Here is a 25,336-nt window from a genome sequence, read left to right on the forward strand (position 1 = left end):
GGATGTGAACGCATGACAGCAGCGCAGCGGTCCGGACTTGCGCGCCTGTTCGCCCCGCGATCGATCGCGATCGTGGGCGCGTCGGCCAGTCCCGAAAAAGTCGGTTACCAACTCGTCGACGCATTGCGTCAGTTCGATGGTGACGTCTTCCCATTGAACCCCAAGGCCAGCGAAGTCGCCGGGCGCCGCGCCTATGCGTCGCTGCGGGATCTTCCCGTGGTTCCGGATCTGGTCATCCTCGGCATCCCTGCCGCAGCCTGTCCTGACGTACTGCGCGAAGCAGCCGCCGTCGGCGTGGGCGGCGCGGTCATCGTCAGCGGCGGCTTCGGTGAAGCCGGCGAGTCGGGCGCCGACTTGCAGCGACAGCTCGAAAGCATTTGCAGGGACAGTGGATTGCGACTGCTCGGCCCGAACACCAGCGGTTACACGCAGCCGGGCACGAAGTGTCATGCATGCTTCCTGCCGACGGTGCAGCACTTCAAGAGCGGTCCGCTCGGCATCGTCGCGCAGAGCGGCGGTGTCAATCTGACGCTCTCCTTCCTGGCGCGAAAACAGGGACTCGGACTGCGACTCGCCGTCGGTCTCGGCAACTCAGTCGATGTCGATGCTGCCGATGTGATCGGCTATCTCGCCGACGATGCGGACACACAAGTCATTGCCGTGCATCTGGAAGGCGTGCGCGCAGGACGCAAGCTCTACGACGCGATTACCGCCGCGACTGAGCGCAAGCCAGTGGTCGTGCTGCCGGTCGGGCGCGCACAAGTGGCGGACTTCGCCGAATCCCATACCGGCAATCTCATGGGCGCACATGCGGTGACTGCTGCCGCCTTGCGTCAGGCGGGCGCCATCGTCGTCGATACGACGGAGATGCTGATCGACTGCGCCGCTGCGTTCACTGCAGGCCGGATTCCGCCAAAAACCAATCCCGGCATTGGCATTCTCACCGGTCAGGCCGGTCCCGGACTCATCATTCTCGACGCACTTCGATCGGCCGGTGTCTCTGTGCCGCCGCTGTCCGACGCCACCGTTGCCGAGGTCGCAAAGCATCTGCCGCCGATGACCTACCTGCGCAATCCGATCGACACGGGACGTCCGTCGCCGGCGTTCGCGGACGTGCTGATGGCGGGCGCGCGCGATCCGGCCATCGACGCCCTGATCACGTTCGCGCTGGACGAACCGGCAGCACTCGATCCGGTCGCGGTATTCGCCAAAGTGAAGAGCGCGGTGCGCCAGCCGTTGATCTTCGCCACGCTGGGATTGGAATCCTCGATCGAACGCACGCTGCCGCAGCTCGCTGAATCCGGGATCGCCGCGTATCAATCGCCGGAACGGGCCGCCAATGCGGCGCGGGCGCTGGTGGAGGATTCCCGAGCGCGTCATCGTCTGGCGACGCCAGCCGCAGTCGCTCGCTTATCCGCAGCAGCGGCGCCGGCGCGCGATGAGGCTGCGGCGAAAGCATTGCTGGCCGCGCACGGTATTCGTTCGCCGCGATCGCAGGCTTGCCGCACGGCGCAGGAAGCACTGGTCACGTTCGACGGACTGACCAAGCCCATCGTCGCGAAAGTGCTGGACGCTGCCATCACCCACAAGACGGAGGTCGGCGGCGTGCATCTGAACATTCGCACGACTGCACAACTGGAATCGGCGCTACAGAAGATCGATGCGATTCCAGGCGACCGCAGCATGCGCGGCTACCTGCTCGAGGAGATGGCACCCACCGGCGTCGACCTGATCCTCGGCGCGCGTCGCGATCCGAGTTATGGCCCGACCGTTCTGATCGGTCTCGGTGGCATCGAGGCCGAAGCGCTGCAGGACGTGAGCATCCGGCTCGCTCCGTTGAGCGCCATCGACGCGCGCGAAATGCTGGATGAACTGCGCGGCCGTGCGCTGCTCGACGGTTGGCGCGGCGCACCCGCCGTCGATCGCGATGCAATCATCGCTGCTATCCTCGCGGTCGCAGACCTGATCTGCACGCAACCCGCGTTGCAGGAACTCGATATCAATCCGCTGCGCTGCGGACCCGACGGCGCGCAGGCACTCGATGCCCTGATGATCTGGAAATAGCACTGGAACCGACCATGAAGCTCTACACGTTCTTTCGCAGCTCCGCCGCCTTTCGCGTGCGCATCGCACTGAACCTGAAAGGCCTGGCGTACGAGTCGATTCCGAAGGTGTTCGCGAAGCACGAACACAAAGCGCCCGAGTACCTGGCGCTCAACCCGCAAGGCTTGCTCCCCGCGCTGGAGGACGACGGCGTCGTACTGTCGCAGTCGCTCGCGATCATCGAATACCTCGATGAAAAACATCCGGCCCCACCGCTGCTGCCGCAGGGCGCCATCGCGCGTGCGCAGGTTCGATCCATGGCGCAGGCCATCGCCTGCGACATCCACCCGCTGAACAACCTGCGCGTCCTCAACTACCTGCGCAAGCAGCTCGGCCAGAACGACGATGGCGTGAATGCCTGGTACCGCCACTGGATCGCCGAAGGTTTACGGGGACTGGAGCAGCAGGCCCGGACCCATTCGACGTCGCAGCGCTTCTGTTTTGGCGACAGCGTCTCGATCGCCGATGTCTGCCTGGTACCGCAGGTGTACAACGCGCGCCGCTTCGCCACCGATCTCAGTCCGTTCCCGACACTGGTCGCGATCAGCACGCATCTGGAGTCCCTGCCGGCATTTGCGGACGCGCGACCCGAAGTGCAGCCAGACGCGGTCTAAGAGTAAGAATCTCCACGGGGACACGGGGCGAGAAAAGACCAGAAGAGATTCTTCCACCCCCTGTTTCCCCGTGTCCCCCGTGGAGGTCTTCCTCCGTTCCCTGCGCAAAATCATCCAGGTCCGAAAGCGGCTAGTCGACTGTCAATGGCGGGCGTATCGTCCGCCAGATGAACGATATCCATGGCCTCGACGAAAGAGCGCTCGACCGCGCACGCGTCAGTCGCGATCCGCGCTTCGACGGCCGGTTCTTCATCGCCGTCAGGACCACCGGTATCTACTGCCGGCCCGTGTGTCCGGCACCGAGTCCGAAAAAGATCAACGTCCGCTACTACGCCACCGCTGCAGCCGCCGCCGAAGCCGGGTTCCGACCCTGCCTGCGCTGTCGCCCCGAGGCCGCACCCGGTACACCCGCATGGCTCGGGACGTCCGCTGCGGTACGTCGCGCGCTGCGACTGATTCAGGACGGCGCTCTCGATCGGCTGTCGGTCGAGCAACTCGCGGAGAAAATCGGTATCGGCCCGCGCCACCTGCATCGGCTGTTCATTCAGCACGTCGGCGCCTCGCCGCTGGCCGTGGCACAGACGCGTCGACTGCATTTCGCCAAACGACTGCTCGATGACACGCAGCTGTCCATCACCGAGATTGCACTGGCGTCCGGGTTCGGCAGCCTGCGGCGCTTCAACGATGCGTTTCAGAAGACCTACCAACGTGCGCCGCGCGAACTGCGCAGGCAGCGACGCTCCTCTTCCCTGCCAGACAGCAACGAGGTCGTCCTGCGACTGGCGTACCGTCCACCGTACGACTGGGAACACGTGCGCAACTTTCTCTCCTCGCGCGCGATTCCCGGCGTCGAGCGTATCGATGCACGCGGCTATGCACGCACGGTCAGGATCGACGGGGGACACGCCATCGTCTGCGTGCAGAAGATCGAAGGCATCGACGGCCTCGAACTCCGCGTGAGTGGCGCCGCGCCCTCGCTGCTGTTCCAGTTGTCGGCGGCGGCACGACGCATGTTCGATCTGTCCGCGGATCCGACGCGCATCGCGCTCGCATTCCGGGCAGATCCGTTGCTCGCCCCACTGGTGAAGGCGAGTCCGGGGTTGAGGATTCCCGGCGCCTGGGATCCGTTCGAATGCGCAGTGCGCGCCGTGCTCGGACAGCAAGTCACGGTCGCGGCCGCGCGAACGCTTGCCTCGCGGTTGGTGGATCGTGCCGGCGTGAGGATCAGCGAGGACGCGGACGGACTCACGCATCTGTTCCCGCCCCCCGCTGTGCTCGCCGCCGCCAGCCTCGATGGCTTGGGAATTACCGGATCACGCATCGCCGCGATTCATGCGCTCGCGCGTGCCGTTGCGGATGGCGCGATCGACTTCAATGGCAGCTTCGAGGAGGTCGTCACAGCCCTCGCTGACCTGCCAGGAATTGGCGTGTGGACCGCTCAGTACGTCGCGTTGCGGGCGCTCGGCGAGCCCGACGCGTTCCTGACCGGCGATCTGATCCTGCGACAGATGGCGGCGGCTGATGCGATGCCGCTCACTACGAAGGCGCTCGAACTTCGCGCCGAGATCTGGAAGCCCTGGCGCGGCTACGCGGCCATGCACCTGTGGAATGCAGCGGGGCTCGCGAAGAAAAAAGCCGCCGCTGCAACCGCCCCCGCATCCCGGGGGAGGTCCGGGAGTTCACTTACTTCGCGAGCAGTTTCTCAGTCGCCGCCAGCAGCACGCAGATCGCCACGCCCTCGGCAGCCTGCGTAACCTCGGCGAGCTCCGGAAAGCTCGGCGCGATGCGGATGGTGCGATCCTGCGGATCGTTACCCAACGGATGCGTTGCGCCCGCTGGAGTGAGCTCGACGCCGGCTTCCTTCGCCAGCTTCACGACCTGCTTCGCGCAGCCATCCATGACATCGAGGCTGATGAAGTAACCGCCCTTGGGCGCCGTCCACGAAGCCACGCCGGCATTGCCAAGGTGCTCGGTAAACGTCGTCAGCACCGACTCGAACTTCGGCGCCAGGATCTCGCGATGGCGATCCATCAGCGCTGCGACGCCGTCCGCGTTCTTGAGCAAACGCAGGTGACGCAGCTGATTGAGCTTGTCACCGCCGATGGTGCGCTTCTCGATGCGCTTCACATACCAGCCGACGTTGTCCTTCGAGCTCGCGAACACGCCGATACCTGCGCCAGCGAACGTCACCTTCGACGTCGAACCGAAGATGAAGGTGCGGTTCGGATTGCCATGGCTCGCGCAGGCCGCATCGATGTTCGCAATCTCGATGCGCTCGGGCGTCAGGTGGTGCACCGCGTAGGCATTGTCCCAGAAGATGCGGAAGTCGCGCGCCGCAGTCTTCATTTTGGCGAGACGTCCGATGGTCTCGTTCGAGTACACCGTGCCGCTCGGGTTGCTGTACTTCGGTACGCACCAGATGCCCTTGATCTGTGGGTCACCCGCCACGAGCTTCTCGACCACATCCATGTCCGGTCCGTTCCCGGTGAGCGGCACGGGAATCATCTCGATGCCGAACTCCTGACAGATGGAGAAGTGCCGATCGTAGCCAGGGACCGGGCACAGGAAGGCGATGCGCGATTCCTTCGACCACGGACGCTCGCTGTCGCAGTTGCCCTTCAGCATCGAGAACGCGACGCAGTCGTGCATGATCGACAGGCTGGCGTTTTCGCCGACGATCAGGCGATCCGCCGTGACGCCGAACACCGTCGCCATCAGCGCGCGCAGTTCCGGCAGTCCGGCCAGCTCGCCATAGTTGCGGCAGTCGATATTCCCGGACATGAAGTCGCCGGTGCCCGGCAGGGACAGCAGCTCATTCGACAGATCCAGCTGCGCTGCCGACGGTTTGCCGCGCGTCAGATTCAATTTGAGGCCGCGCTTGGCGAATGCGTCATAACGCTGGCGAATCTGGCTGTGATAGCTGCGGAGGTCTTCGCTACTCAGGGCGGGCAACTGCGGCATGATCATCCTCGGGACCAGGTGGGCAAAAAACGGGGCGCATTATCCGGACTTGCCCGCCGCCGCGCCATCAGATCTTGGCTTTGATGGGCTCGAATTCCCGCTTCCACGCCGACCAGGTCCAGAGAAAACTGCCGAAATCCTGAATTGCGAACAGCAATGCCAGCTGCCAGGGGATCAGGTTCAGCAGCCACAGCGCCGCCATGACCGGTGGCACCAGCGGCCGGTCGAGCAGCGAAGCGAAGATGAACCCCTGCGCATTGAGCCGGCCGCTGACGACGTACAGCATTCCCAGACCGCCGACCAGCAATCCCACGAGTCTCAGGTAGTTCGCCGCCTGCTCAGAAAGCGTCGGCAGACGCAGCAATGAGGCGGCGAACTCCGGCGCCAGGAACAGCAGTACGCCTTCCGCCAGGATCAACCACCCGAAGATTTCGACGGTCTTCGCCGTGGAGCCCTGTCCTTGCGCGCCGAGCATGCGCTGCATCATTTCCGCAAACGTGGGCATGACCGCTCCTTTGCTCCCCTTGAGCCCGAGCCTGACAGGTGCGCCCGCCGCGACAATCGCCCGAACGGCCATACGCCGGTGCCGCAAGCCGTTCGCATATCATCGCGCCATGCCGCAGAAACTCCTGACCGTCGCCGATTCCTTCCAGCTCCATGACCTGCCGCTGGTCGTCGCGCCGGGACCGCGTGTGAGCGAGTTCGACGGTCCAGGCGATGTCATGGTCGAGATCAGTCGCCCGGACGGTACGACGCTACCCTCCGTCATGACATTGTCGTTCAGTGCGGAGTTGATTCCTGGCGACGAGGCGCGCTGGATCTGCGCCTTCCGCGAACTGCGCCCGGCCGACGTTCCGATCGGGTCGGAAGTCTGGTTCCGGCCGACATTGCACTGATGATTTTCGGGGCGCTCGCCGACGTCGTCCTGATCATCCATCTTGCGTTCATTGTTTTCGTCGTGGCCGGCGGCCTGCTCGCACTGCGATGGCCACGAATCGTCTGGCTGCATCTGCCGGCGGTCGCCTGGGGCATCTGGATCGAGTTCAGTGGTCGCTACTGCCCACTGACACCGCTCGAAAATTCACTGCGCGTGCGCGGCGGCGAGTCGGACTACAGCGGCGGCTTCATCGATCACTACATCACCGCGCTGATCTATCCGGACGGTCTGACGCGCAATGCTCAACTCGCGATCGGCAGCTTCGTGCTGCTGCTGAACCTTGTCGTCTACGCCATTCTCATCCGTCGTTCGCGACGCACCCGCTGAGCAAAGTTCGCCCTGCCGGACGGCAGCCGTTACGATGCCTGCTTCATTGCAATTGCAGGCATCGGCACCATGACAGCAGCATCTCCCTCTATCCTGATCGTCGGCGCAGGCGCGATCGGCGCGCTCTACGGTTCAGCGCTGTCGCGGCAGGGAACGCAGGTCTCCGTGGTCTGCCGATCGGATTACGACCACGTTCAGCAACATGGCTACGCGATCCGCAGCGTCGTACTGGGCGATCACGTGTTTCGTCCGCATGCCGTGTTGCGCGACGTCTCGCAGCGCGCGTCGCCGCCGGACTATCTCTTGCTGACGGTGAAAGTGTTGCCGCAAGTCGACCGCGCCGCGCTGATCAAGCCTGCGGTCGGACCAGATACCGTCATCGTATTGATCGAGAACGGTATGGACATCGAAGCCGAGATTGCCGCGGCGTTCCCGAACAATGAACTGTTGAGCGCACTGGCCTTCGTGCAAGTCAGCCGCACGGGCCAGGGCGATATCGTCCATCAGGCGCTCGGCTCGCTGAGCCTGGGACGATATCCGTCGGGCACCACCCCGGCAGCACAGCGCCTCGCCGCATTGTTCGATGCCAGCCAGTTCAATTGCGCGCTCACTGACGCTGTCGTTACCGCGCGCTGGCAGAAGGCCGTCTGGAATACAGCGTTCAATCCCATCTCCGTCCTTGGCGGTGGGCTCGATACCGAAATGATGCTGCGTACCTCCGACAATCAGGCACTCATCCGCCGGGCGATGGAGGAAGTCTGTGCCGCCGCAGCGGCTGCCGGACATGCGCTGCATCCGAAGCTGGTTGATCGCATGATCGCCGACACGCGCGCGCTTCCCGGCTACAAGACAAGCATGGCGGTGGACTATGAAAATGGCCGGCCGATGGAGATCGAGGCCATCCTCGGCAACGTCGTGCGATCCGGACGCAAGAATGGAGTGGCCATGCCTACGCTCGAAACGCTCTATGCGCTGGCGCAGATGGTGGAGAACCGGTTGAACGTGCCGAGGTGACGCGCAGGATCACGTTGATCCATACGCGTCACCTCTTTCATTTCATCGAAAGTATTTCAGATCGATCAGCCGGCAGGCTTCACGGAGATGTTGTTGCGAACTTCCTTGACGCCGCTGATGCCGCCGGCCACTTCTGCCGCGTGAGTCTTCTCGGCCGTCGTAGCGACGAAGCCGCTCAGTTCCACGATGCCTGCGTTGACTTCGACGTTGACGTCGGATGCCGTGCCGAGGCCCGCTTTACCTGCGATCTCGCCCTTCACCTTGGCAGCGATGACGGTGTCATCGACCACTTCGCCAGTCGAGCGATTCGGATCGCGGATCGAGAGCTGGTTCTCGACCTTCGTCACGCCAGCGACGTTCTTTGCGGTGGTTTCCGCGGCGGCCTTGGCCGCTGCCGAATCAACGAAACCGTTGAGCTGCACTACGCCGCCATGGGTCTCGACGTTGATCTGACGCGCCTTGGTGGCATCGTTGCTGATCAATGCAGACTTGACGCTGCCGGCGAGGCTTGCGTCGCTCTTGCCCGCCGCATTGTCGGCGATGGCGCCGGACGAAACTGCTGCGAGACCGAGACCAAGAACCAGAGTCGGAAATTTCCGCATGACATTCACCTGTGTTGACTGTGTTTACGGCTGCGTAATGCCGCAGGCCGCAACCCAGTTCCGATGGGAATGACATGCGGCCGTCTGATATGACGGCCGCAAATTAAAGCGCGTGATGCGGGAACTTTGTCGGCAGCTCGATCGTAGGCCCTGCCGCTCGCGCTCAGGCCGCAGGCACTGCCTTCTTCCTGGCTTTCGGCGGCTGCTTGACTGCATGCAGCACGTTATCGGCAACGCGCGACATCCAGCCGCCCGAGTAGAGCATCATCTTCAGTTGATGCAGCAACACCTGACCGGGGCCTTCGACCGCGAGGCGGCAATCTTCCTCGATCTTGCAATTCTGCATTTCGAAGAGACCCGTGCCTTCGATGATCAACGTCGAATCCTTGAAGTGACACTCCGTGAACGACTTGTTGTCGAGCACGATGCGCTGACCGTTGAATGCCTTGCCGCGTACTGCCTTCATTTACGAATACTCGAGTTTGCCGGGACGATGGATCGCCGACACCCGGCTGGGTTCCGGTCGACCGTTTCTTGCAGGCGGCGATCTTAGCAAAGGCCCGGCGGGTCCCGCTGACCATATCCTTCGGTACCAGCCACCGTCACCCCTCACCCATATTGTAAGGATGGCTTACAATACCCCTGGGGTGGGCCTTTCAAGCCCAATACAGCAGCTGCCGGATTCATTTCGATGTTGACGGGCGACTTTCTGCGAAATTCTGCGCGCCGCCACCCTGACCGGATTGCCGTGACTCAGGATGGGCGGCAGTTGACCTATTCCCAACTGGACTCGGCAGCAGACCGGTTTGCGCAGGCGCTGGTTGTTCGTGGTTTGGGGCGCGGTACGCGGCTCGCGATCGTCGCGCCCAACATTCCCGAATACGCCATCGTCTATTTCGGCGCGGCCCGCGCCGGCTGCGTCTCGGCCCATCTGTCGGTGCGCGCAACGACCAACGACATCGCCGCCATGCTGGCGCGGATCGGGGCCCGTATGGTGCTATTCGATTCTTCCTGCTCATCAGCGGTCGTGCCGGCATTGGCGCGCAACGGCGCCGAACTCGCCGTGCTGCTCGACGAGTCGCCGCAACCTGACGGCCACGCCCGTCTGCCCACCCTGAAAGAACTGCTGGACGCGGCGCCAGCGGCGCCGGTTGCGGTCGATCTGGCAGACGATGATCCATTGGCAATCACGTTCACCGGCGGCACCACAGGCACGCCGAAAGCCGTCGTCGTGAGCCACAGAGCGCGCCACACATCGGCACTCACCGCCGCAACCCGGTTCAGCTGGCGCAGCGATGACATCGTGGGGATCGCAACGCCGCTGTTTCACGCCGCCGGGCTGTTCGTTTGCTTTGCACCTGCCATCCTGCTCGGCGCCACGGCGGTACTGCTGCGCACCTGGAATGCCGGTCGATTCATCGAACTGGTGGAACGCGAACAGATCACGGCTGCGCTGCTCGTGCCGACCCAGCTCAACGACCTCATCAGCCACCCCGAATTTTCGGAGCGACGGCTCAGCAGCCTGCGCGAGCTGTCCTACGCCGGTTCGCCGATGTCGCCCAACTTGTTTGCGCGCGTGAGGGCTGCGTTGCCACAAGTCCGCTTCACGGAAAATTACGGCCAGTCGGAGACCGGTCCGATCACCATTCGCCGACCCGACGATCCAGTAGCGAGCATCGCCACTGTCGGGCGCAGAGCACCGGATGTCGCCGTCGAGATTTTTCGGGAGGATGGCCGCATCGCCGCGGCCGGCGAAACAGGCGAAATCTGCACACGCGGCGCGCACGTGTTCTCCGGCTACTTTGGCGAGGCCGAGGTTACGGCGCAGTGCTTCCGCGAAGACGGCTGGTTACGCACCGGCGACGTGGGCTACTTCGATGACGCGGGATTCCTGACGCTGGTCGACCGCATCAAGGATGTCATCATCCAGAGCGGCGAGAACATTTATCCGGCGGAGATCGAGAATGCCCTGTATCGACATCCGGCGGTCGCCGAATGCGTGGCTTTCGGTATTCCCGATGAGCGCAGCGGCGAAGCACCCGCCGCGCACGTAGTCCTGAAATCGACTGCTACCGTGACCGCCGACGCCCTGATCGATTTCTGCGCGACCCAGATCGCGCGACACAAGCGTCCAAGGCTCGTGAAGTTCGTTCCGGCGCTGCCGCGCACGCCGATCGGAAAAATCCAGCGCAACGTGGCCCGCGCCGACTACTGGCAGGGCCGGACGCGACCCATCTGAGGCATCACCATGCGCCTGTGCCGTTTCGATCAACATCGCCTGGGCGTCGTTCTCGGCGACAGCGTTGCGGATGTATCCGCTGTACTGGACACATTGCCGTCGCTGCGCTGGCCGCTGCCCGCCGGGGATCAATTGATTGCGAATCTCGCGCGCCTGCGTCCCCTGATCGAGCAGACCCTGGAGCACGCGCCGCGCAGAGCGCTCGCCGACTGCCATCTCGACAGTCCCGTTGCGAATCCGACCAAGATCATCGGCGCACCGGTGAACTACCAGAAACATATCGACGAAGCCCGGGCCGACCGGCAGATCAATGTCGGCAACGACGTGCGCACGATCGACTACTACGGGCTCTTTCTGAAGGCGAACAGTTCGCTGGTGGGTCAGGCGTCCGGTGTGACGCTGCCGTTTGCTGACCGTCGGCATGATCATGAAGGCGAACTCGCGGTCATCATCGGCCGAGAGTGTCGCGGCATCATCGCCGCTCAGGCACTCGATCATGTCGCCGGCTACTCCGTGGCACTCGACATGACAGTGCGGGGCAGCGAAGACCGCAGCTTTCGCAAATCGCCGGATACCTACTCGGTGCTCGGCCCGTGGCTCGTCACACGCGATGAGATTGCCGATCCCGGTGATCTCGAGCTGTGGCTGCAGGTGAACGGAGTCGATCGCCAGCGCACTAACACGCGCCACCTCATCTACGATGTGCCGCAACTCATCGAGTATGCCGCAGCGCAATACACGCTATATCCGGGCGACATCATCATGACGGGAACGCCGGAAGGTGTCGGGCCGGTCGTGCCCGGCGATGTCATCGAGGCGGGAATCGGCGGCATCGGCGCTCTGCGCGTGACAGTCAGCGGGCAAAATAAAAGGTAGGAAGCCACGATCTTCCTACCTTCAGCCTGCAAGAGACTTTTCGAACTTCTTGTTGCGTGTACCGGAGCACCAGCACCGCATTTCAGACTTCAGCCCGACAACGGCGGAAATCCCTTCGAATGTCTCTGACTCATCACCCCTGAGCTACTTGCCCTTTTTCGGCCTGGCGACGACTTTTTTGCTGCCGGATTTTTTCCGGGGTGTCGCCTTGACCTTGTTGACCTTGCGTGACCGGCTGCGGACTGTAACCGCTTTGCCACCGGAACGCTTCACAGTTTTTTTCTTCGTGGCGCCTTTCTTCCTGGCAGCTGCCTTTTTTCTGATCGGTGTTGACCTCTTCCTTGTCGACGTTGACTTCCTCGGGGTCGACACCGACTTCCTGGCAGCGATTTTCCCCACCTTGGTCGCGGGCTGCGCGCGCGATGCCGAGACCGCCGGTTCGCTGACCCTGGCTTTCGCCGCCTCGACATCCGCCTTGATGACATGCACCGCAAACATCGCGCCCTGCGGATCGATGAATTGCGCGATCCAGTCCCCACCCGGAACCTCCATCGGCCCATTGATCAGCGTGCCACCACCTGCCCTCGCTTTGGCGACGACCGTGTCGAGGTCCTTACCCCGGATGTAACCGAGCCAGGCCGGTGGCCCCGGCATCTCTACAGGCTTGTCGAACGCGCCCCCGATGTCACGGCCGTTGTGCCCGAAGAGATAGTAGAAACCCAGGGGGCCCATGTCATGGACAGCGGTCCGCTCCCAGCCGAACAGCTCACAGTAGAAGCGCAGGGCCTCATTGGCATTGGTGCTCGCGAGTTCCATCCAGGAAAACTCACCCCGCCGCGGGGTGCGCTCTTCGCCATTGACGCGCGTACTGGAGTAGAGAGCGAAGAGCGCACCCTGAGGATCGGTCAATACGGCATAGCGGCTGTCATCGGCGATGACTGTCGGGCCTTTGACCACGGTAGCGCCGAGACTCGTCGCCAGCGCCAGCGATGCTTCCAGGTCGGGGGTACCGATGTAATGCAACCAGTGCGGCGTGCCTTCAGTCAGCGCGGCCGTGCCACCGATGCGTTCGCCGCCCGTCGCGAACATCGTGTAACCGGAATCCTGATCCCACGGCACTGTTTTCCACTGGAATACGCTGTTGTAGTACTTGTGGCCCGCGGCCGTGTCCGGCGTCACGAGTTCGTGCCAGACAAAGCGTCCCCGTAGCGTCCTGTCCGTCATCGCTTTACTCCTGCTGGATTGAGCCGATCGGCTTGCAGCCTGCGCGGGCGTCCGAGCATACGCCGCCCCTTTTGCGATGAGTAGGCGCGACATGCAGGCGTGCGTGGCTCCTTTGGCCGATCGATCCGCAACACTCGCCGACTACTCTGTCGACCTCGCACATTCGCAGACATCGAGCGACACCATGTTCCAGTCCGTGATGCCCGCCGTCAGCGTGCTGGAAGCACACAGCAGCTTCCTGACCACGGCGCGCGACATCTACGCCACCAATGTCACGTGGGTGGCACCGAGTCGCAACGTGCGCGTCGTCGGCCGTGATGCCGTGATCAGGCAGCAGGTGCGCGAGGTCGGCGGCATGCGCGATCCCGAGTTCACGTCTCTGCGCCGCAACGGCAACCCGCGGCAGATCATCGATGAGTTCTCGGTGCGCTTCGTCTATGCCGGTGATGGCATCGTCAACGCACCGATCGAATGCGGCGATTTCATCGAACTCAAGCGCGTGCGAATCCTGGAAGTTCATGCCGGCCGCGTAAGTTACGAAACATGCATCGAGAATTGGACGGTGCTGCAGCCGGCCACTCGCCCCGCGCTCATCCCACCGCTGTAAAGCACGCAGCTGACGGTCGTCAGCGCGCCGCCCCTCACTATCGTCATGGCTCCGCCGGCGGCCGCGAGCTGGCTCCTCCGGTCGATGTTGCGTGGAGCGCCCCTCGCGAGAATGACTGCATCGATTGCCATCCGCGCAATCACCAGATTTTCCGGAGTTCATCATGAAGAAACGCATCATCTGCGGCTCGGCCGCTATCCTGCTGACCGGCCTGACGGCCGCGATGTTCTCGCTCGCCGCCTCTCAGACCCGGGAAGCCGCAATCCGGCCCGCCGCAGATCACCCTGGCTCCGGCGCAGTCATCGATACGGTCGTGGTCGAGCGCGGCCGGTATCTGGCACGCACCGCAGGTTGCAACGATTGCCATACCCCGGGCTATGCCGGCAGCAACGGCACGGTCGCCGAGAAAGACTGGCTCATCGGCGACTCGATCGGCTGGCAGGGTCCGTGGGGCACGACCTACCCGATCAATCTTCGCCTGTTCGTGCAGAACCTGACTGCGGAGCAGTGGCTCCTGGTCGCCCGCCAGCCCGCCCGTCCGCCGATGCCGTGGTTCGCGCTGCGCGACATGACGGACCAGGATCTGCTCGCCCTCTATCACTACATCCGTACGCTCGGACCGGCGGGCCAGCAGGCGCCGGCCTGGGTGCCTCCTGGCAAGGCTTCGGCGACTCCCGTTGTGAAATTTCCTGGGTAAGTGCGGGTGGGCGCCATGCAAAGAACAACCATCGCCTGCCTCACCGCCGGACTCGTCGCGACCGCCCTGGCTGCAGCACCACCCGTCAGCAATGGGGCGGTGGTGCGCATTCAGTCCAGCGCCATCGAGGGCGGCTGGCACCAGGGCCGCCTGCATCTGGATGCACAGAAGTGCTGGATGGTGAAACTGGATAAACCCACTCGCGACCAGTACACGATGCTGGCCCTCATTGCCGTGACTCAGATCGAAGTGACCAGCAATGGCACGTGGCAGCCCGTTGGACTTCGATCGGTACTGCAGGCCCAGCCCAACGTCTGCAGCGAATACGTCAACGACTGATCCGGCAGCGGATCGCGTTTGCATCGATTGTTGTGTTGCGGCAGTTCTCCTGCTGTCGCCGATAAGGTACAAGATGGCTCACGCCGGATTGCGGCGCAGAGTGACTGATCGAATCGCATGAGCCAGCCCTGCCGATCGCACAGCCGCAGACGTTTCGTAGCCGCCGCCCTGAGCCTCACGGCGGGGTTTGCTTTCCCGACTTTCGCGGCGGAGACAACCCCGGAACAACCGATCCAGTTCTGGTTCATCCGTCACGGCGAGAGCGAGATCAACGTCGACTCCATCGCGCACCCGGCACCCGATGACGGCGTGAGCTATCCCTTGACGCGTACGGGGGTGCAACAGGCCCTCGCGCTCGGAGAGTCGCTTGCTGGCATGCCCATCACCACGATCTACGCCAGCACGCGCCTGCGTGCGATCCAGACGGCGGATGCCATAGCCTTCCGCCATGGACTGAGCCTGTCACTGGCGCCGGCCGTAGTCGAAATCGATTCAGGGTTGCCGATCGACGCGCCGGATGGCGCGCGCGCGTACCGCGAACTGTCCCGCAAGTGGCTCGTCGACAAGGACGTGAATGCCAGGATCGGCACAGGCGAAAGCCTGCTGGATGCACAGCGTCGTTTTCTGCCGTTCGTGCGCGAACTGATGAACCGGCATGCCAACGACACAGGTATCGTCGTCATCGTGTCGCACAGCGCCACCCTGGGACTTCTCGTCCCGATACTCACGTCCAACGTGCCTGCCGACTATATGGTCAGTCATCCACTGCCCAATACCGGGGTCATCAAGACCGAACTGCGCGACGACAGGCTTTTCTGCACCGAATGGGGCGGCGCGCCAATCACCGCAGCCGGCCAATGAACCAGGCCGTTCGGCTCAGGCGCGAATCCAACTAAAATAGGCGCCGCCGCATCGACCTCGCCGCCGTATCGCGGCTGACTGACTATCGGCAGGGAATGAGGACCATCGATGCGTAAGCTCTCGTGGGGTCTCGTTGCGGTAATCGGCGCTTTCGCGGTTGGGGGAATCGCGCTGCACCGGGGCGAAACCGTCAACGCCATGTGGATCGTGGTCGCCGCGATCTGCATCTACGCCATCGGCTACCGTTTCTATAGCGCCTGGATCGCGACTCGCGTCCTGTGCGTCGATTCCGCCCGGCTTACGCCTGCCGTGCGACTGAACAACGGTCGCGACTACATGCCGACGCACCGCTGGGTCGTCTTCGGCCATCACTTCGCCGCCATCGCGGGGCCGGGACCGTTGATCGGCCCCACGCTCGCGGCCCAGTTCGGCTACCTGCCCGGGACGTTGTGGATCCTCGTCGGCGGTGTGCTCGGCGGCTGCGTCCAGGACATGACCATCCTGTTTCTGTCGACCCGGCGCAATGGCCGCAGTCTCGGCCAGATGGCGCGCGATGAGCTCGGCCCCCTCGGCGGCTATGCCGCCATGATCGGGACGCTGACGATCATGCTCATCCTCATCGCCGTGCTGGGGCTCGTCGTGGTCAATGCGATGAAGCACAGCCCGTGGGCGACCGCGACCGTGTTCGCGACCATACCGATCGCGGTGCTGGTCGGGGTCTATCTGCGCAATATCCGGCCCGGACGCGTGCTCGAAGCCACGCTGATCGGTATCACATTGCTGCTCGGGGCCGTGATCGGCGGCGGCGTCCTCAATGAACACGAGACGCTGCACACCTGGTTCGATTTCGGCGGCCAGCCGCTGGCGGCATTCGTGATCGGTTATGGCTTCATTGCCGCCGTGATGCCGGTCTGGCTGCTGCTGGCACCGCGCGACTACCTTTCGACCTTCCTGAAACTCGGCACCGTCATGCTGCTGGCATTGGCGGTGATCCTCATGCGTCCCGACATCAGGATGCCGGCGGTCACGCAGTTCATCGACGGCAGCGGACCGATCTTCGGCGGGACCCTGTTTCCATTCGTGTTCATCACGATCGCATGCGGCGCGATCTCGGGATTCCACGCCCTGGTGTCGAGCGGCACGACACCCAAGCTCATCGGCAACGAGACTGACGTGCGCCTGATCGGCTACGGCAGCATGATGCTCGAGTCGGGCGTGGCCCTCATGGCGATGATCGCGGCGACGCTGCTCGATCCGGGTGTCTACTTCGCGATCAACAGTGCTCCCGGTGTCGTCGGCGCGACCGCCGAGGCCGCGGTCACGACGATCAGCAGCTGGGGCTTCCCCGTGACGGCAGAACAGATGCACGCTCTGGCGGCGGCGATGGGCGAATCGACGCTGCTCGCCCGCACCGGCGGCGCGCCATCGCTAGCCGTCGGCATGGCGAGCATTTTCTCGTCGGCTTTCGGCCAGGGCATGCTCGCGCTCTGGTATCACTTCGCGATCATGTTCGAAGCGGTGTTCATCCTGACGACGCTCGACGCAGGCACGCGCGTCGGACGGTTCATGCTGCAGGACTTCCTCGGGCACTTCTGGAGGCCGCTCGGCGAGACGTCGTGGTATCCGTCGATTCTGTTGTCGAGCGCGCTGGTCGTCGCGGGCTGGGGATATTTCCTGTACATCGGCGTCGTCGATCCGAACGGCGGCATCAACATCCTGTGGCCGCTGTTCGGAATCGCGAACCAGCTGCTGGCCGGCATCGCGCTCTCGGTCGCCACCGGCATCCTGATCAAACAGGGACAGTTGCGGTATGCATGGGTGACGGCCGTACCGCTGGGCTGGATCGCCATCATCACCACGGTGGCGACCTGGGAAAAGATCGTCTCACCCGATCCGCGCATCGGCTTTGTGTCGGCAGCCAATCAGCTCGCTGGCAAGCTGGCATCCGGCGCAATGAGCCCGGAACAGGCAGCCGTCGCGCCGCAACTGATTTTCAACCAGCGGCTCGATGCGGTGCTGGTGATTGTTCTCACCGCGATTCTGTGGATCGTGATCGCCGACATGCTGCGGGTCGCGAGCCGCGTGGTTCGCGGCCTGCCGGTTCTGCCCAGCTCGGAAGCGCCGGCCGTTGCGGAGGTTCGCGCATGAAGAAACGCCTGCAAACCCTCTGGCAATTCCTGCGCACGCTGGCGACGGACAACGCCTATGAGCAGTACCTGCAACATCACCGCGGCGCGCACGCCGATCAGCCGCCCATGAGCCGCCGCGCGTTCTACCTGCACCAGCAACAGCGTAAGTGGAGCGGCGTACAGCGCTGCTGCTAGGTAACGACTGATCGAGTCTTTCCCGTGTCCCGTCGCAGGGACGGGATCCAGATCAACAGGCAAGCCAGTGATCAAGCCGCGCATTCACGCGACTTGATCAACGTTTACCTGAGCACCGTCAGTCACACCGCGATTCCATGCTTCGTTACGGGTAACGTGCGCAGGCGCTTGCGAGTTGCCGCGTAGATAGCGTTGCATACCGCGGGGGCAACCAACGCGACTACAGGCTCGCCCATCCCGCCGGGCTTCTCCTCGCTTTCGAGAAAATAAACTTCCACCGCTGGCGTCTCATTGATGCGCATCAGTCGGTACTCGTGGAAATTCTGTTCCTTCACCTTGCCCGCAGTGATGTTGATGTCATCGTAGAGCGCGGCCGTCAGGCCAAAAATGATGCTGCCTTCCGCCTGCGCATGCACGATGTCGGGATTCACGATCTGACCGCAGTCGATCACGCAAACGATCCGGTGAACGCGCAGCTTGTCGCCGTCCATGGAGATCTCGGCAACCTGCGCCAGGTACGTGTCGTACCCCGACATGAGAGCAATGCCCTGGTAGCGCCCCTCCGGCGGACGCCCCCACTGCGCCTTCTTCGCAGCAGCGTCCAGGACCGCCTGCCAGCGCGGCTGCTTGCTCAGCAGGTCGTGACGGAACTGATAGGGATCCTTGCCGACGGAGTGCGCCACCTCGTCCATGAAACTCTCGACCGTAAAGCAGTTCAGTGCGTGACTCACGGATCGCCAGTAACCCACGTCGATGCCGATCTCGTGCTGCACATAGTCGACCCGGACATTCGCTGCCGCATACGGATAGTTGTGCGCCCCCTCGACCGCAAACGGATCGACAATGTCTTTCACCACGGCAGGCGCCCAGCGCGCTGTGATCGATGGCGCCACCAGTTGCAACTTGAACGTGGTGAGATTGCCCTGCGCATCGAGCGCAGCGGCGCAGGTGTTGCGCGCCGGCGGCCGATACACATCGTGCGAAAAGTCATCTTCGCGGGTCCACAGCAGCTTTACCGGCTTGCCGACGGCCTTTGCCACCTCGACAGCCGGAGGGATGAAGTCCACATCGAGCCGGCGCCCGAAGCCGCCGCCGAGAAAGGTCGTATGCACGAACACCTTTTCGATTGGCAGTCCCGACGCCTGGGCAGCTACGGCTTGCGCCATCTGCTGCACCTGGGTTGGCGCGTAGACATGACAGTTGCCGTCCTTGAACTCGACCGTGCAGTTCTGCGGTTCGAGGGTTGCATGCGCCAGCATCGGCAGTTCGTAGACGGCGTCGACGCGTTTCGCTGCCGCACGTAAACCCGCATCCACATCGCCCTCCTTGCGAACTTCCTTGCCGGCGCCGCGCGCGGCCGATTTCAATCCTGCGTAGATGGCTGCGTTATTCAGCCTGGCATTCGATCCCGATTTCCATTTGATGACGAGTGCATCGCGTGCCTGCTTTGCCTGCCACCAGCTGTCGGCCACGACCGCGACGCCTTTCGAGGTCTGCACGATCTGGCGAACGCCAGGCATGGTCTTCGCCTTCTCGCCATCGAAGCTGTCGACCGTGGCACCCAGCTCAGGCGATTGTGCGAGCGCCGCATACAGCATGTCGGGCAAGCGCACATCGATACCGAACTGCGCGCTGCCATCGACCTTCGATGCTGTATCGAGACGCTTCTGCGGTTTGCCGATGAAACGCCAGCTGTCGCGATCCTTCGGTTGTACGTTGGCGGGCTTGGGAAGCGCTGCGGCGGCTTCGACCAGTTCGCCGAACGCCGCCCGGCGGTTCGTGAAAATGACGTAGCCGTCCTCCACGGAACAGCGCGAGGCCGGCACGCTCCATTTCTCCGCTGCGACCGCGACCATCCGTTCTCGCGCTTCAGCACCTGCCATGCGCAGCTTGTCCCATGCATCGCGCACGCTGGTGCTGCCGCCAGTCACCTGCGCCCCGAGCAGATTGTTGACATAGGCAGCACCCGGCGGCGCGAACTCGACGCGAATGGTTTCCGGCGATACGCCGAGTTCTTCCGCGATCAGTGTCGGCAACGCCGTGTACACGCCCTGGCCCATTTCGGAACGATCGCAAAGCACGGTGATGGCGCCGTCGGTGCCGATCCGCAACCAGGCATTCGCTTCGACGATTTTGGCCGGTCCGGCGCGCTGCGCCGCATTCTCCGGACCGCTGCAACCGGGCAGACAGATCGCGATCACCAAGCCGCCGGACGCAGCGGCCGCCGACTTCAGAAAACTGCGCCGCGAAAATTCGACACGCGGCTCAACGGCGCGATCCGACAGAGAGGACTTCATTTCGTCGAGCGACATGATCAGCCCTCCTTGCCGGTGAGTTCAGCGGCGCGATGGATCGCTTTGCGAATGCGCACATACGTGCCACATCGGCACAAGTTGCCGGACATCGCAGTGTCGATATCGGCGTCCGTGGGCGACGGCGTTGTCGCGAGCAGCGCCGCGGCAGACATGATCTGACCCGACTGACAGTAGCCGCACTGCGGCACATCCAATTCCATCCACGCCCGCTGCACTGGGTGACTGCGATCGGCAGACAGCCCCTCTATGGTGGTGATCGACTTGCCGACCACTGAACTCACCGGAGTGATGCAGGTACGCATCGCGACCCCATCGATGTGCACGGTGCATGCACCGCACAACGCCATCCCACATCCGAACTTGGTTCCTGTCATTCCCAGGGTGTCACGCAAAACCCACAGCAGCGGAGTGTCGTCAGCCACTTCGACATCGTGAGCCTTGCCATTGACGGTGAGCTTCAGCATGCGAGTCCCCCCATGTTGTCGAATCGGTATCAGGTCCGATGTCGTGCGGAATATACGCCGCGAAGTCGGCGCTGGAGCGCAGGGACTTGTACGCACATATCGGCAGAGACGGCAGCCGGCCTTTTTGTGAACTGCGTGTTGCTTTGCAACAATAGGTGACAGAGGCAATTGACTTAACTAGGCTTACTGCTATTGTGCATTGCAATATAAAGTAGGCAGTAAGGAGATAAAGTCATGGAAATCATCTATCTGGCGTTCCTGATTGGCACGGTGGCCATCACGCTGATGATGACGTTCGACAGCATCGGCTGATCGACGTCTTTCCCCGCGAGAGCCCGCCGTCCCGGCTGGTTCTTGCGGGCGGGCCTGAGCGAACCCCGCCTCCGCCCGCCCCGCTTCAGATCGATTCCCGCCTTTCTCGATGTCTGTAACTCCCGACAGAAGTGTCGGCCTGTTTGACACTTCGTACTCGCGCTGTGTATTTACCTTCGACGGTCTTCGCTGACCGCATTCGAAGGCATGTCCACAGGAGGGTTCGTCATGGCGTTGTGGAAAGATCAGTACGGCCGGGAACAGAGCGGGCCTGATCCTGCTGCCAAAGAACCCGAAAAGACAGCCTCGACGCTAGTAGCCGTCGCTGAGCCGGCACGCACCGCGCCACAGACGCGCCCCGACACGGCGGCGGGAAGCAAGGAATCCGTGATCGCAGCGGGACTGACCATCGAAGGCAAGATCGAAGGTACCGGTCACGTACGCATCGCCGGCAACTTCAAAGGCGACGTGCACGTGCAGGGCAACCTGACCATCGAGTCCGGGGCTCATCTCACCGGTGGTGTGCGTGCGCACACGGTCGTGGTGGGGGGCGAACTCGAAGGCAACATCGATGCCGCCTCGCGTGTCGAACTGCTGCAGACCGGCGTTCTCAACGGCGATCTGAAGGCGGGTTCGCTCACCGTCGCGGCCGGTTCCCGGATGCGCGGTCGCGCGGAATTCGGCTGGGACGAAAAGCCCAAAGGCTGATTCCTGACCGATGAACAGCCGCACCGCGGCGCCCGGAAAGACGAGGATCTGTCCGCACTGCAAGGCCACGATCCTCGAAAGCGCCGCCATCTGTCCGGGCTGCCAACACCATCTGCGTTTCGACTCGAAAGCGATCGTCGAACGCCGCACGCAGCCGACGTTCTCCGCGCTGCGTGTCGAAGGCTCGTTCCGCAATCCGCAGGCTGGCACGGCATGGGAGTATTCCGTGGTGGTATCGATCCGCAATGACAGGGGCGAAGAGATCGCCCGCAAAGTCATCGGTGTCGGAGCGTTGGGTAACAACGAATCGCGCACCGTCACTCTCTCCGTCGACGTGCTGGCGCCGACGGGCTCGCGATAGGACGTTCGAAGGTTCTCGATTCAAGGACGACCGCGGCCACTGGCCGCACGCGCAAGGCATGCCAAGACTATTTCTCGTCAGACACGCAAAACCGTCGGCCGGCTGGGACGAACATCCGGATCCCGGCATCGACGCGACAGGCATCGAACAGTCCCGCACCACGGCCAGTGAACTTGCGGTCAACCTGGCACCCGCCGTCATTCTCTCGAGCCCGATGCGCCGCTGCCGGGAAACAGCGCAACCCCTCGAGCAGATGTGGCAACAGTCCGCCAAAGTGCTCACTCCGGTCGCCGAAATTCCGGCGCCGCCGCTGGCGGTCGCGGCGCGACGCGACTGGCTGAATCGTGGCATGCGCGGAACCTGGCAGGAACTGCAAGCCGATTCGCCGCCGGGGTCGCCAGACTATCTCGCGTGGCGCGAGGCCCTGCTCGATTCGCTCATGGCGCTCGAACACGACAGTGTCATTTTCACGCACTTCATTGCGATCAACGCGGCGGTCGCGGCCGCGCGGAGATCGCCAAACGTCGTGTGCTTTCGCCCCGACCACGCCTCGGTCACGGTGGTGGAAACGTCGGGCCGCGACTTCAAGGTCATGGTATTGGGTCGCGAAGCCGAAACCGGCGTACTGATGCGCTGATCGTCTTCGCGGTGCGCACGCCGCTCGGCCGCACGGTGACGGACTTATACTCCGCGCCCCACACCACACGAGCAGTGATCCATGACCGCAATTTCGATGTACGAAGCGTCGGTACCGACCTTCATTCACACACTCACGAGCCTGAAGACGATCCTGCAGAAAGGCATCGCCTCAGCAGAAGCGCGCAAGTTCGATCCGGCCGTCCTGGCCGGCAGTCGCCTGTACCCCGATATGTTACCTCTGACTCGTCAGGTGCAAATCGCATCCGACGCTGCCAAGGGCGCAGTGGCACGCCTCGCGAACATCGAGCCGCCCAAGTTCGAAGACACGGAAGCGACGCTGGCGGAGCTGGTAGCCCGTGTCGAGAAAACCATCGACTTCATCAAGAGCGTGAAGCGCGAGCAGATCGACGGCTCGGAGGATCGGGAGATCATCATCAAGACACCACGCGGCGAGCTGAACTTCAAAGGGCTCGTGTTCCTGCGTCACTGGGCGCTGCCCAACTTCTTCTTCCATGTGACCACGACGTACAACCTGCTGCGCCACGCCGGCGTCGATGTCGGCAAGCTGGATTATCTCGGCGGCACCCTGCAGGGCTGATCCGCTTTTGTTTCAGGCGCGGCCGCGTCCGGCGGCCGCCGTCTTGCGCCGTACTGTCTTCGCAGCCGCTGGCACTTTCCGGCTGAAGCCGGACCCACAGCGCGCATGGAGTCAGTACGTTCATCGCAGCCCCGTTCGGGAACGCTGGCCTCACCGGCTCGATCAGATCCTCGCGGACGCGTGACACGTGATTCCGCGTTCCTCCAGCTTCGCCCACGCATCTTCGGCATCGCGGGCGTAGCAGAACAGCTCCAGATCACGCGGATTCACCATGCCATGCTCCAGCATGGCGTCGACACTGAAGACCGATCGCCAGTACTGCTCATCGATCAGGACGGTGGGCGTGAGCGGCGCCTTGCCGGTCTGCTGCAACGTGACGATCTCGAACAACTCATCGAGCGTGCCGAAGCCGCCCGGCAGCACGACCAGCGCTTTTGCACGCATCGCGAGGTGCATCTTGCGCATGGCGAAGTAGTGAAAGCGAAACGTCAGATCCGGCGTCGAATACGCGTTGGGCTCCTGCTCCGCCGGCAAAGTGATGTTGAATCCGATGGACGGCGCGCCAACTTCCGTCGCACCGCGATTCGCCGCCTCCATGATGCCCGGTCCACCGCCCGTGGCGATCACGTTGTCGCGCGCGTCGCCTGTAATGCGCAATGCACCGCCGCGTTGCGAAGCGATCCGACCGAAGTTGCGCGCCTGTTCGTACCAGAACGCCTGGCGACCCGGCCCGTTCTCGCGCACGCGCGCACCACCGAAGACGACGATGGTCGAGCGCACGCTCCAGCGCCGCAGTGCTTCTTCCGCCTTGGCGTACTCGAGCAGGAAGCGCACACCGCGCATCGAGTCACTGAGCAGAAAATCCTGGTCGGTTGCAGCGAGCCGGTACGAGGGCGACGCCATCTGTGCGGCGTTGGCGGAGAGAACATCTGTCATGGCGAGTATTCCAAAGAGACCGGCGTGCAGTCTCCCGCGCCATGCACGTTCGCTCAAGCCTTGCGCGTCAGATTGCCCGCAACGCCGTTGCCACCGGCAGGCGCGCGGCACGAACTGCCGGGAACAGTCCACCGATCAATCCGATCACACATGCCCAGACGATGCCGGTGACGACGAGCTGCGGACTGACAGTGAGTTCGAATACGAGCTGCCCCGTGGCGGTGCCACCCGTGCTGACTACGTGTCCGTTGAAGAAGAGCCACGCCAGTACTGCGCCGATGGCGCCGCCGATGCAGGAAAGCAGCAGCGCCTCCGACAACACCGAAATCACCATGGCGGTCGAGCCGAACCCCAGCGCCCGCAGCGTGGCGATTTCCTGCAGCCGCGCACTGACCGCGGAGTACATGGTGTTGAGCGCACCGAAGATCGCACCGATCGCCATGATGCCACCGACGACATAGGCAATCACGGAAATGACGCGACCGATCGTCCTGGACTGCTGCCTGTAGTAGTCGCGCTCGCGGTAGACATCGACTGCCAGTGCCGGATTCGACGTCAGCGAATCTTTGAATGCCTGGAACGCAGCAGTCGATTGCAGCTGGACGTTCACGCTCTGCGCACCGCCGCCGCGGCGCTCGGCGGAGTTCAGCGTATCGATGTCGGCCAGCAGCTCCGATTCGTGCGAATCGCCGCCGCTCGAAAAAATGCCGACGACGGTCCAGTTGGCGCCGCGCGTGGTGATCCGATCGCCGATCGCCAGTCCCTTGAACTGGGCGTGGGCGGATTTCCCCACGACGATCTCATTCACCGCCGCGTTGAACATGCGTCCTTCGAGAATCCTGAACTCGGGACGCAGCACCTGGAACTTGTTGCCCACGCCGCGCAGCACGACGTTGATCTCGGCACCATCACCCTTCTTGAACATATTGACGAGACGGATGCCCTCGGCCGAAACGATGGGCTTGCCATCGACGTCCCTCCTGATGCCGGCGCCGTCACTGATGAGTCGTACCGCATCGCGCGAAAGTACGCTGCCGCTCTCCGCTGCGGATCCATTGCGCAGCACCAGGGCACGATCGTCGCGACCGGTGTTGTTCATGGTCTTGATCATGCCGGTCGACATGGCCAGCACCGAGACCAGCACGGCGACCACGCCTGCAATGCCGATGACGATGACGAGCGACGTGCTCAGCCGTTGCGGAATGCTGCGCAGATTCATTGCCGTGACCGAGCCGATCTGGCGCCACATCTTCATGAGTCCGTCACCTTTCTCACTAT

Annotated in this window: 27 protein-coding genes; 18 read left to right on the plus strand and 9 right to left on the minus strand. The window is 63.2% G+C overall.

All coding sequences use genetic code 11. The features are described 5' to 3' along the window. The first annotated feature begins 12 nt into the window (after positions 1–12). The 3 genes from VIZ63_RS17215 to VIZ63_RS17225 all read left to right on the plus strand — a co-directional run bounded on the left by VIZ63_RS17215 (position 13) and on the right by VIZ63_RS17225 (position 4,471). A complete protein-coding gene (locus VIZ63_RS17215) occupies positions 13–2,064 on the plus strand; it encodes an acetate--CoA ligase family protein (protein ID WP_331610917.1) in 2,052 nt (683 codons plus the stop codon). 14 nt (positions 2,065–2,078) lie between these two features. Continuing rightward, complete coding sequence (gene maiA / locus VIZ63_RS17220; protein ID WP_331610918.1) at positions 2,079–2,717, plus strand: maleylacetoacetate isomerase; 639 nt, start codon at positions 2,079–2,081, stop codon at positions 2,715–2,717. Between the two features lie 167 nt (positions 2,718–2,884). Continuing rightward, complete coding sequence (locus tag VIZ63_RS17225; RefSeq protein WP_331610919.1) at positions 2,885–4,471, plus strand: AlkA N-terminal domain-containing protein; 1,587 nt, start codon at positions 2,885–2,887, stop codon at positions 4,469–4,471. Here the strand turns inward: VIZ63_RS17225 and VIZ63_RS17230 are convergent. Together VIZ63_RS17230 and VIZ63_RS17235 are read right to left on the minus strand one after the other, a co-directional pair. Further along, a complete protein-coding gene (locus VIZ63_RS17230; protein ID WP_331610920.1) occupies positions 4,401–5,678 on the minus strand; it encodes an aminotransferase class I/II-fold pyridoxal phosphate-dependent enzyme in 1,278 nt (425 codons plus the stop codon). The two genes, VIZ63_RS17225 and VIZ63_RS17230, sit on opposite strands and share 71 nt — an antisense overlap. Before the next feature lie 67 nt (positions 5,679–5,745). Further along, entirely contained in the window at positions 5,746–6,183 is a 438-nt protein-coding gene (locus tag VIZ63_RS17235; protein WP_331610921.1) for a hypothetical protein, read from the minus strand. Positions 6,184–6,292: 109 nt separating this feature from the next. Between VIZ63_RS17235 and VIZ63_RS17240 the strand changes: the two genes are divergently transcribed. From VIZ63_RS17240 to VIZ63_RS17250, 3 genes are all read left to right on the plus strand, one after another. Beyond that, positions 6,293–6,574: a hypothetical protein gene (locus VIZ63_RS17240; protein ID WP_331610922.1), complete on the plus strand. Its 282-nt coding sequence runs from the start codon at positions 6,293–6,295 to the stop codon at positions 6,572–6,574. Beyond that, positions 6,574–6,942, plus strand: a complete 369-nt coding sequence (locus VIZ63_RS17245) for a DUF2784 domain-containing protein (protein WP_331610923.1) — start codon at positions 6,574–6,576, stop codon at positions 6,940–6,942. Before VIZ63_RS17240 ends, VIZ63_RS17245 begins: the two co-directional genes overlap by 1 nt. 69 nt (positions 6,943–7,011) lie before the next feature. Further along, a complete protein-coding gene (locus tag VIZ63_RS17250; protein ID WP_331610924.1) occupies positions 7,012–7,956 on the plus strand; it encodes a 2-dehydropantoate 2-reductase in 945 nt (314 codons plus the stop codon). Between the two features lie 65 nt (positions 7,957–8,021). Here VIZ63_RS17250 and VIZ63_RS17255 read toward each other — a convergent pair whose 3' ends face one another. Continuing rightward, positions 8,022–8,558 (minus strand): BON domain-containing protein, encoded by a 537-nt coding sequence (locus VIZ63_RS17255; protein ID WP_331610925.1) that lies wholly within the window; start codon positions 8,556–8,558, stop codon positions 8,022–8,024. Positions 8,559–8,721: 163 nt separating this feature from the next. Then, positions 8,722–9,024, minus strand: a complete 303-nt coding sequence (locus VIZ63_RS17260; RefSeq protein ID WP_331610926.1) for a hypothetical protein — start codon at positions 9,022–9,024, stop codon at positions 8,722–8,724. 225 nt (positions 9,025–9,249) lie between these two features. Between VIZ63_RS17260 and VIZ63_RS17265 the strand changes: the two genes are divergently transcribed. Both VIZ63_RS17265 and VIZ63_RS17270 read left to right on the plus strand, forming a co-directional pair. Then, the gene (locus VIZ63_RS17265; RefSeq protein ID WP_331610927.1) at positions 9,250–10,797 is read left to right on the plus strand and encodes a class I adenylate-forming enzyme family protein; all 1,548 of its coding nucleotides are present in this window, start codon (positions 9,250–9,252) and stop codon (positions 10,795–10,797) included. A 9-nt stretch (positions 10,798–10,806) separates the two neighbouring features. After that, positions 10,807–11,673 carry a fumarylacetoacetate hydrolase family protein gene (locus tag VIZ63_RS17270; RefSeq protein ID WP_331610928.1) on the plus strand — a complete coding sequence of 289 codons (867 nt, stop codon included), beginning with the start codon at positions 10,807–10,809 and terminating at the stop codon, positions 11,671–11,673. A 144-nt stretch (positions 11,674–11,817) separates the two neighbouring features. Here the strand turns inward: VIZ63_RS17270 and VIZ63_RS17275 are convergent, their stop codons facing one another. Then, the gene (locus VIZ63_RS17275; RefSeq protein WP_331610929.1) at positions 11,818–12,897 is read right to left on the minus strand and encodes a VOC family protein; all 1,080 of its coding nucleotides are present in this window, start codon (positions 12,895–12,897) and stop codon (positions 11,818–11,820) included. A gap of 103 nt (positions 12,898–13,000) precedes the next feature. Here VIZ63_RS17275 and VIZ63_RS17280 point away from each other — a divergent pair, with 103 nt between their 5' ends. The 6 genes from VIZ63_RS17280 to VIZ63_RS17305 all read left to right on the plus strand — a co-directional run bounded on the left by VIZ63_RS17280 (position 13,001) and on the right by VIZ63_RS17305 (position 17,725). Beyond that, on the plus strand, positions 13,001–13,504 hold the full coding sequence (locus tag VIZ63_RS17280) for a hypothetical protein (protein ID WP_331610930.1): 504 nt from the start codon (positions 13,001–13,003) through the stop codon (positions 13,502–13,504). A 163-nt stretch (positions 13,505–13,667) separates the two neighbouring features. Then, positions 13,668–14,201 carry a c-type cytochrome gene (locus VIZ63_RS17285; protein ID WP_331610931.1) on the plus strand — a complete coding sequence of 178 codons (534 nt, stop codon included), beginning with the start codon at positions 13,668–13,670 and terminating at the stop codon, positions 14,199–14,201. 15 nt (positions 14,202–14,216) lie between these two features. Beyond that, a complete protein-coding gene (locus VIZ63_RS17290; RefSeq protein ID WP_331610932.1) occupies positions 14,217–14,540 on the plus strand; it encodes a hypothetical protein in 324 nt (107 codons plus the stop codon). A gap of 117 nt (positions 14,541–14,657) precedes the next feature. Beyond that, complete coding sequence (locus tag VIZ63_RS17295; RefSeq protein ID WP_331610933.1) at positions 14,658–15,401, plus strand: histidine phosphatase family protein; 744 nt, start codon at positions 14,658–14,660, stop codon at positions 15,399–15,401. A gap of 108 nt (positions 15,402–15,509) precedes the next feature. Further along, positions 15,510–17,549 (plus strand): carbon starvation CstA family protein, encoded by a 2,040-nt coding sequence (locus VIZ63_RS17300; RefSeq protein ID WP_331610934.1) that lies wholly within the window; start codon positions 15,510–15,512, stop codon positions 17,547–17,549. Then, entirely contained in the window at positions 17,546–17,725 is a 180-nt protein-coding gene (locus tag VIZ63_RS17305; RefSeq protein WP_331610935.1) for a YbdD/YjiX family protein, read from the plus strand. Before VIZ63_RS17300 ends, VIZ63_RS17305 begins: the two co-directional genes overlap by 4 nt. A 122-nt stretch (positions 17,726–17,847) precedes the next feature. Here the strand turns inward: VIZ63_RS17305 and VIZ63_RS17310 are convergent, their stop codons facing one another. Both VIZ63_RS17310 and VIZ63_RS17315 read right to left on the minus strand, forming a co-directional pair. Further along, the gene (locus VIZ63_RS17310; protein ID WP_331610936.1) at positions 17,848–20,037 is read right to left on the minus strand and encodes a xanthine dehydrogenase family protein molybdopterin-binding subunit; all 2,190 of its coding nucleotides are present in this window, start codon (positions 20,035–20,037) and stop codon (positions 17,848–17,850) included. Between the two features lie 2 nt (positions 20,038–20,039). Beyond that, the gene (locus VIZ63_RS17315) at positions 20,040–20,504 is read right to left on the minus strand and encodes a (2Fe-2S)-binding protein (RefSeq protein ID WP_331610937.1); all 465 of its coding nucleotides are present in this window, start codon (positions 20,502–20,504) and stop codon (positions 20,040–20,042) included. Positions 20,505–21,044: 540 nt separating this feature from the next. On the opposite strand from VIZ63_RS17315, the gene VIZ63_RS17320 reads away from it, so the two are divergent. From VIZ63_RS17320 to VIZ63_RS17335, 4 genes are all read left to right on the plus strand, one after another. After that, the gene (locus VIZ63_RS17320) at positions 21,045–21,524 is read left to right on the plus strand and encodes a polymer-forming cytoskeletal protein (protein WP_331610939.1); all 480 of its coding nucleotides are present in this window, start codon (positions 21,045–21,047) and stop codon (positions 21,522–21,524) included. 10 nt (positions 21,525–21,534) lie between these two features. Beyond that, complete coding sequence (locus VIZ63_RS17325) at positions 21,535–21,885, plus strand: hypothetical protein (RefSeq protein WP_331610940.1); 351 nt, start codon at positions 21,535–21,537, stop codon at positions 21,883–21,885. Positions 21,886–21,943: 58 nt separating this feature from the next. Next, positions 21,944–22,522 (plus strand): phosphoglycerate mutase family protein, encoded by a 579-nt coding sequence (locus VIZ63_RS17330; protein ID WP_331610941.1) that lies wholly within the window; start codon positions 21,944–21,946, stop codon positions 22,520–22,522. Between the two features lie 81 nt (positions 22,523–22,603). Continuing rightward, positions 22,604–23,122 carry a DUF1993 domain-containing protein gene (locus VIZ63_RS17335; protein ID WP_331610942.1) on the plus strand — a complete coding sequence of 173 codons (519 nt, stop codon included), beginning with the start codon at positions 22,604–22,606 and terminating at the stop codon, positions 23,120–23,122. A gap of 162 nt (positions 23,123–23,284) precedes the next feature. Here the strand turns inward: VIZ63_RS17335 and VIZ63_RS17340 are convergent, their stop codons facing one another. Beyond that, positions 23,285–24,058, minus strand: coding sequence for an LOG family protein (locus tag VIZ63_RS17340; protein ID WP_331610943.1), 774 nt, complete (start codon positions 24,056–24,058; stop codon positions 23,285–23,287). Positions 24,059–24,125: 67 nt separating this feature from the next. Next, positions 24,126–25,313 (minus strand): ABC transporter permease, encoded by a 1,188-nt coding sequence (locus VIZ63_RS17345; RefSeq protein WP_331610944.1) that lies wholly within the window; start codon positions 25,311–25,313, stop codon positions 24,126–24,128. Between the last annotated feature and the right edge of the window lie 23 nt (positions 25,314–25,336).

The sequence above is a fragment of the Povalibacter sp. genome, from assembly GCF_036520495.1.
In the GTDB taxonomy this organism is placed as follows: domain Bacteria; phylum Pseudomonadota; class Gammaproteobacteria; order Steroidobacterales; family Steroidobacteraceae; genus Steroidobacter.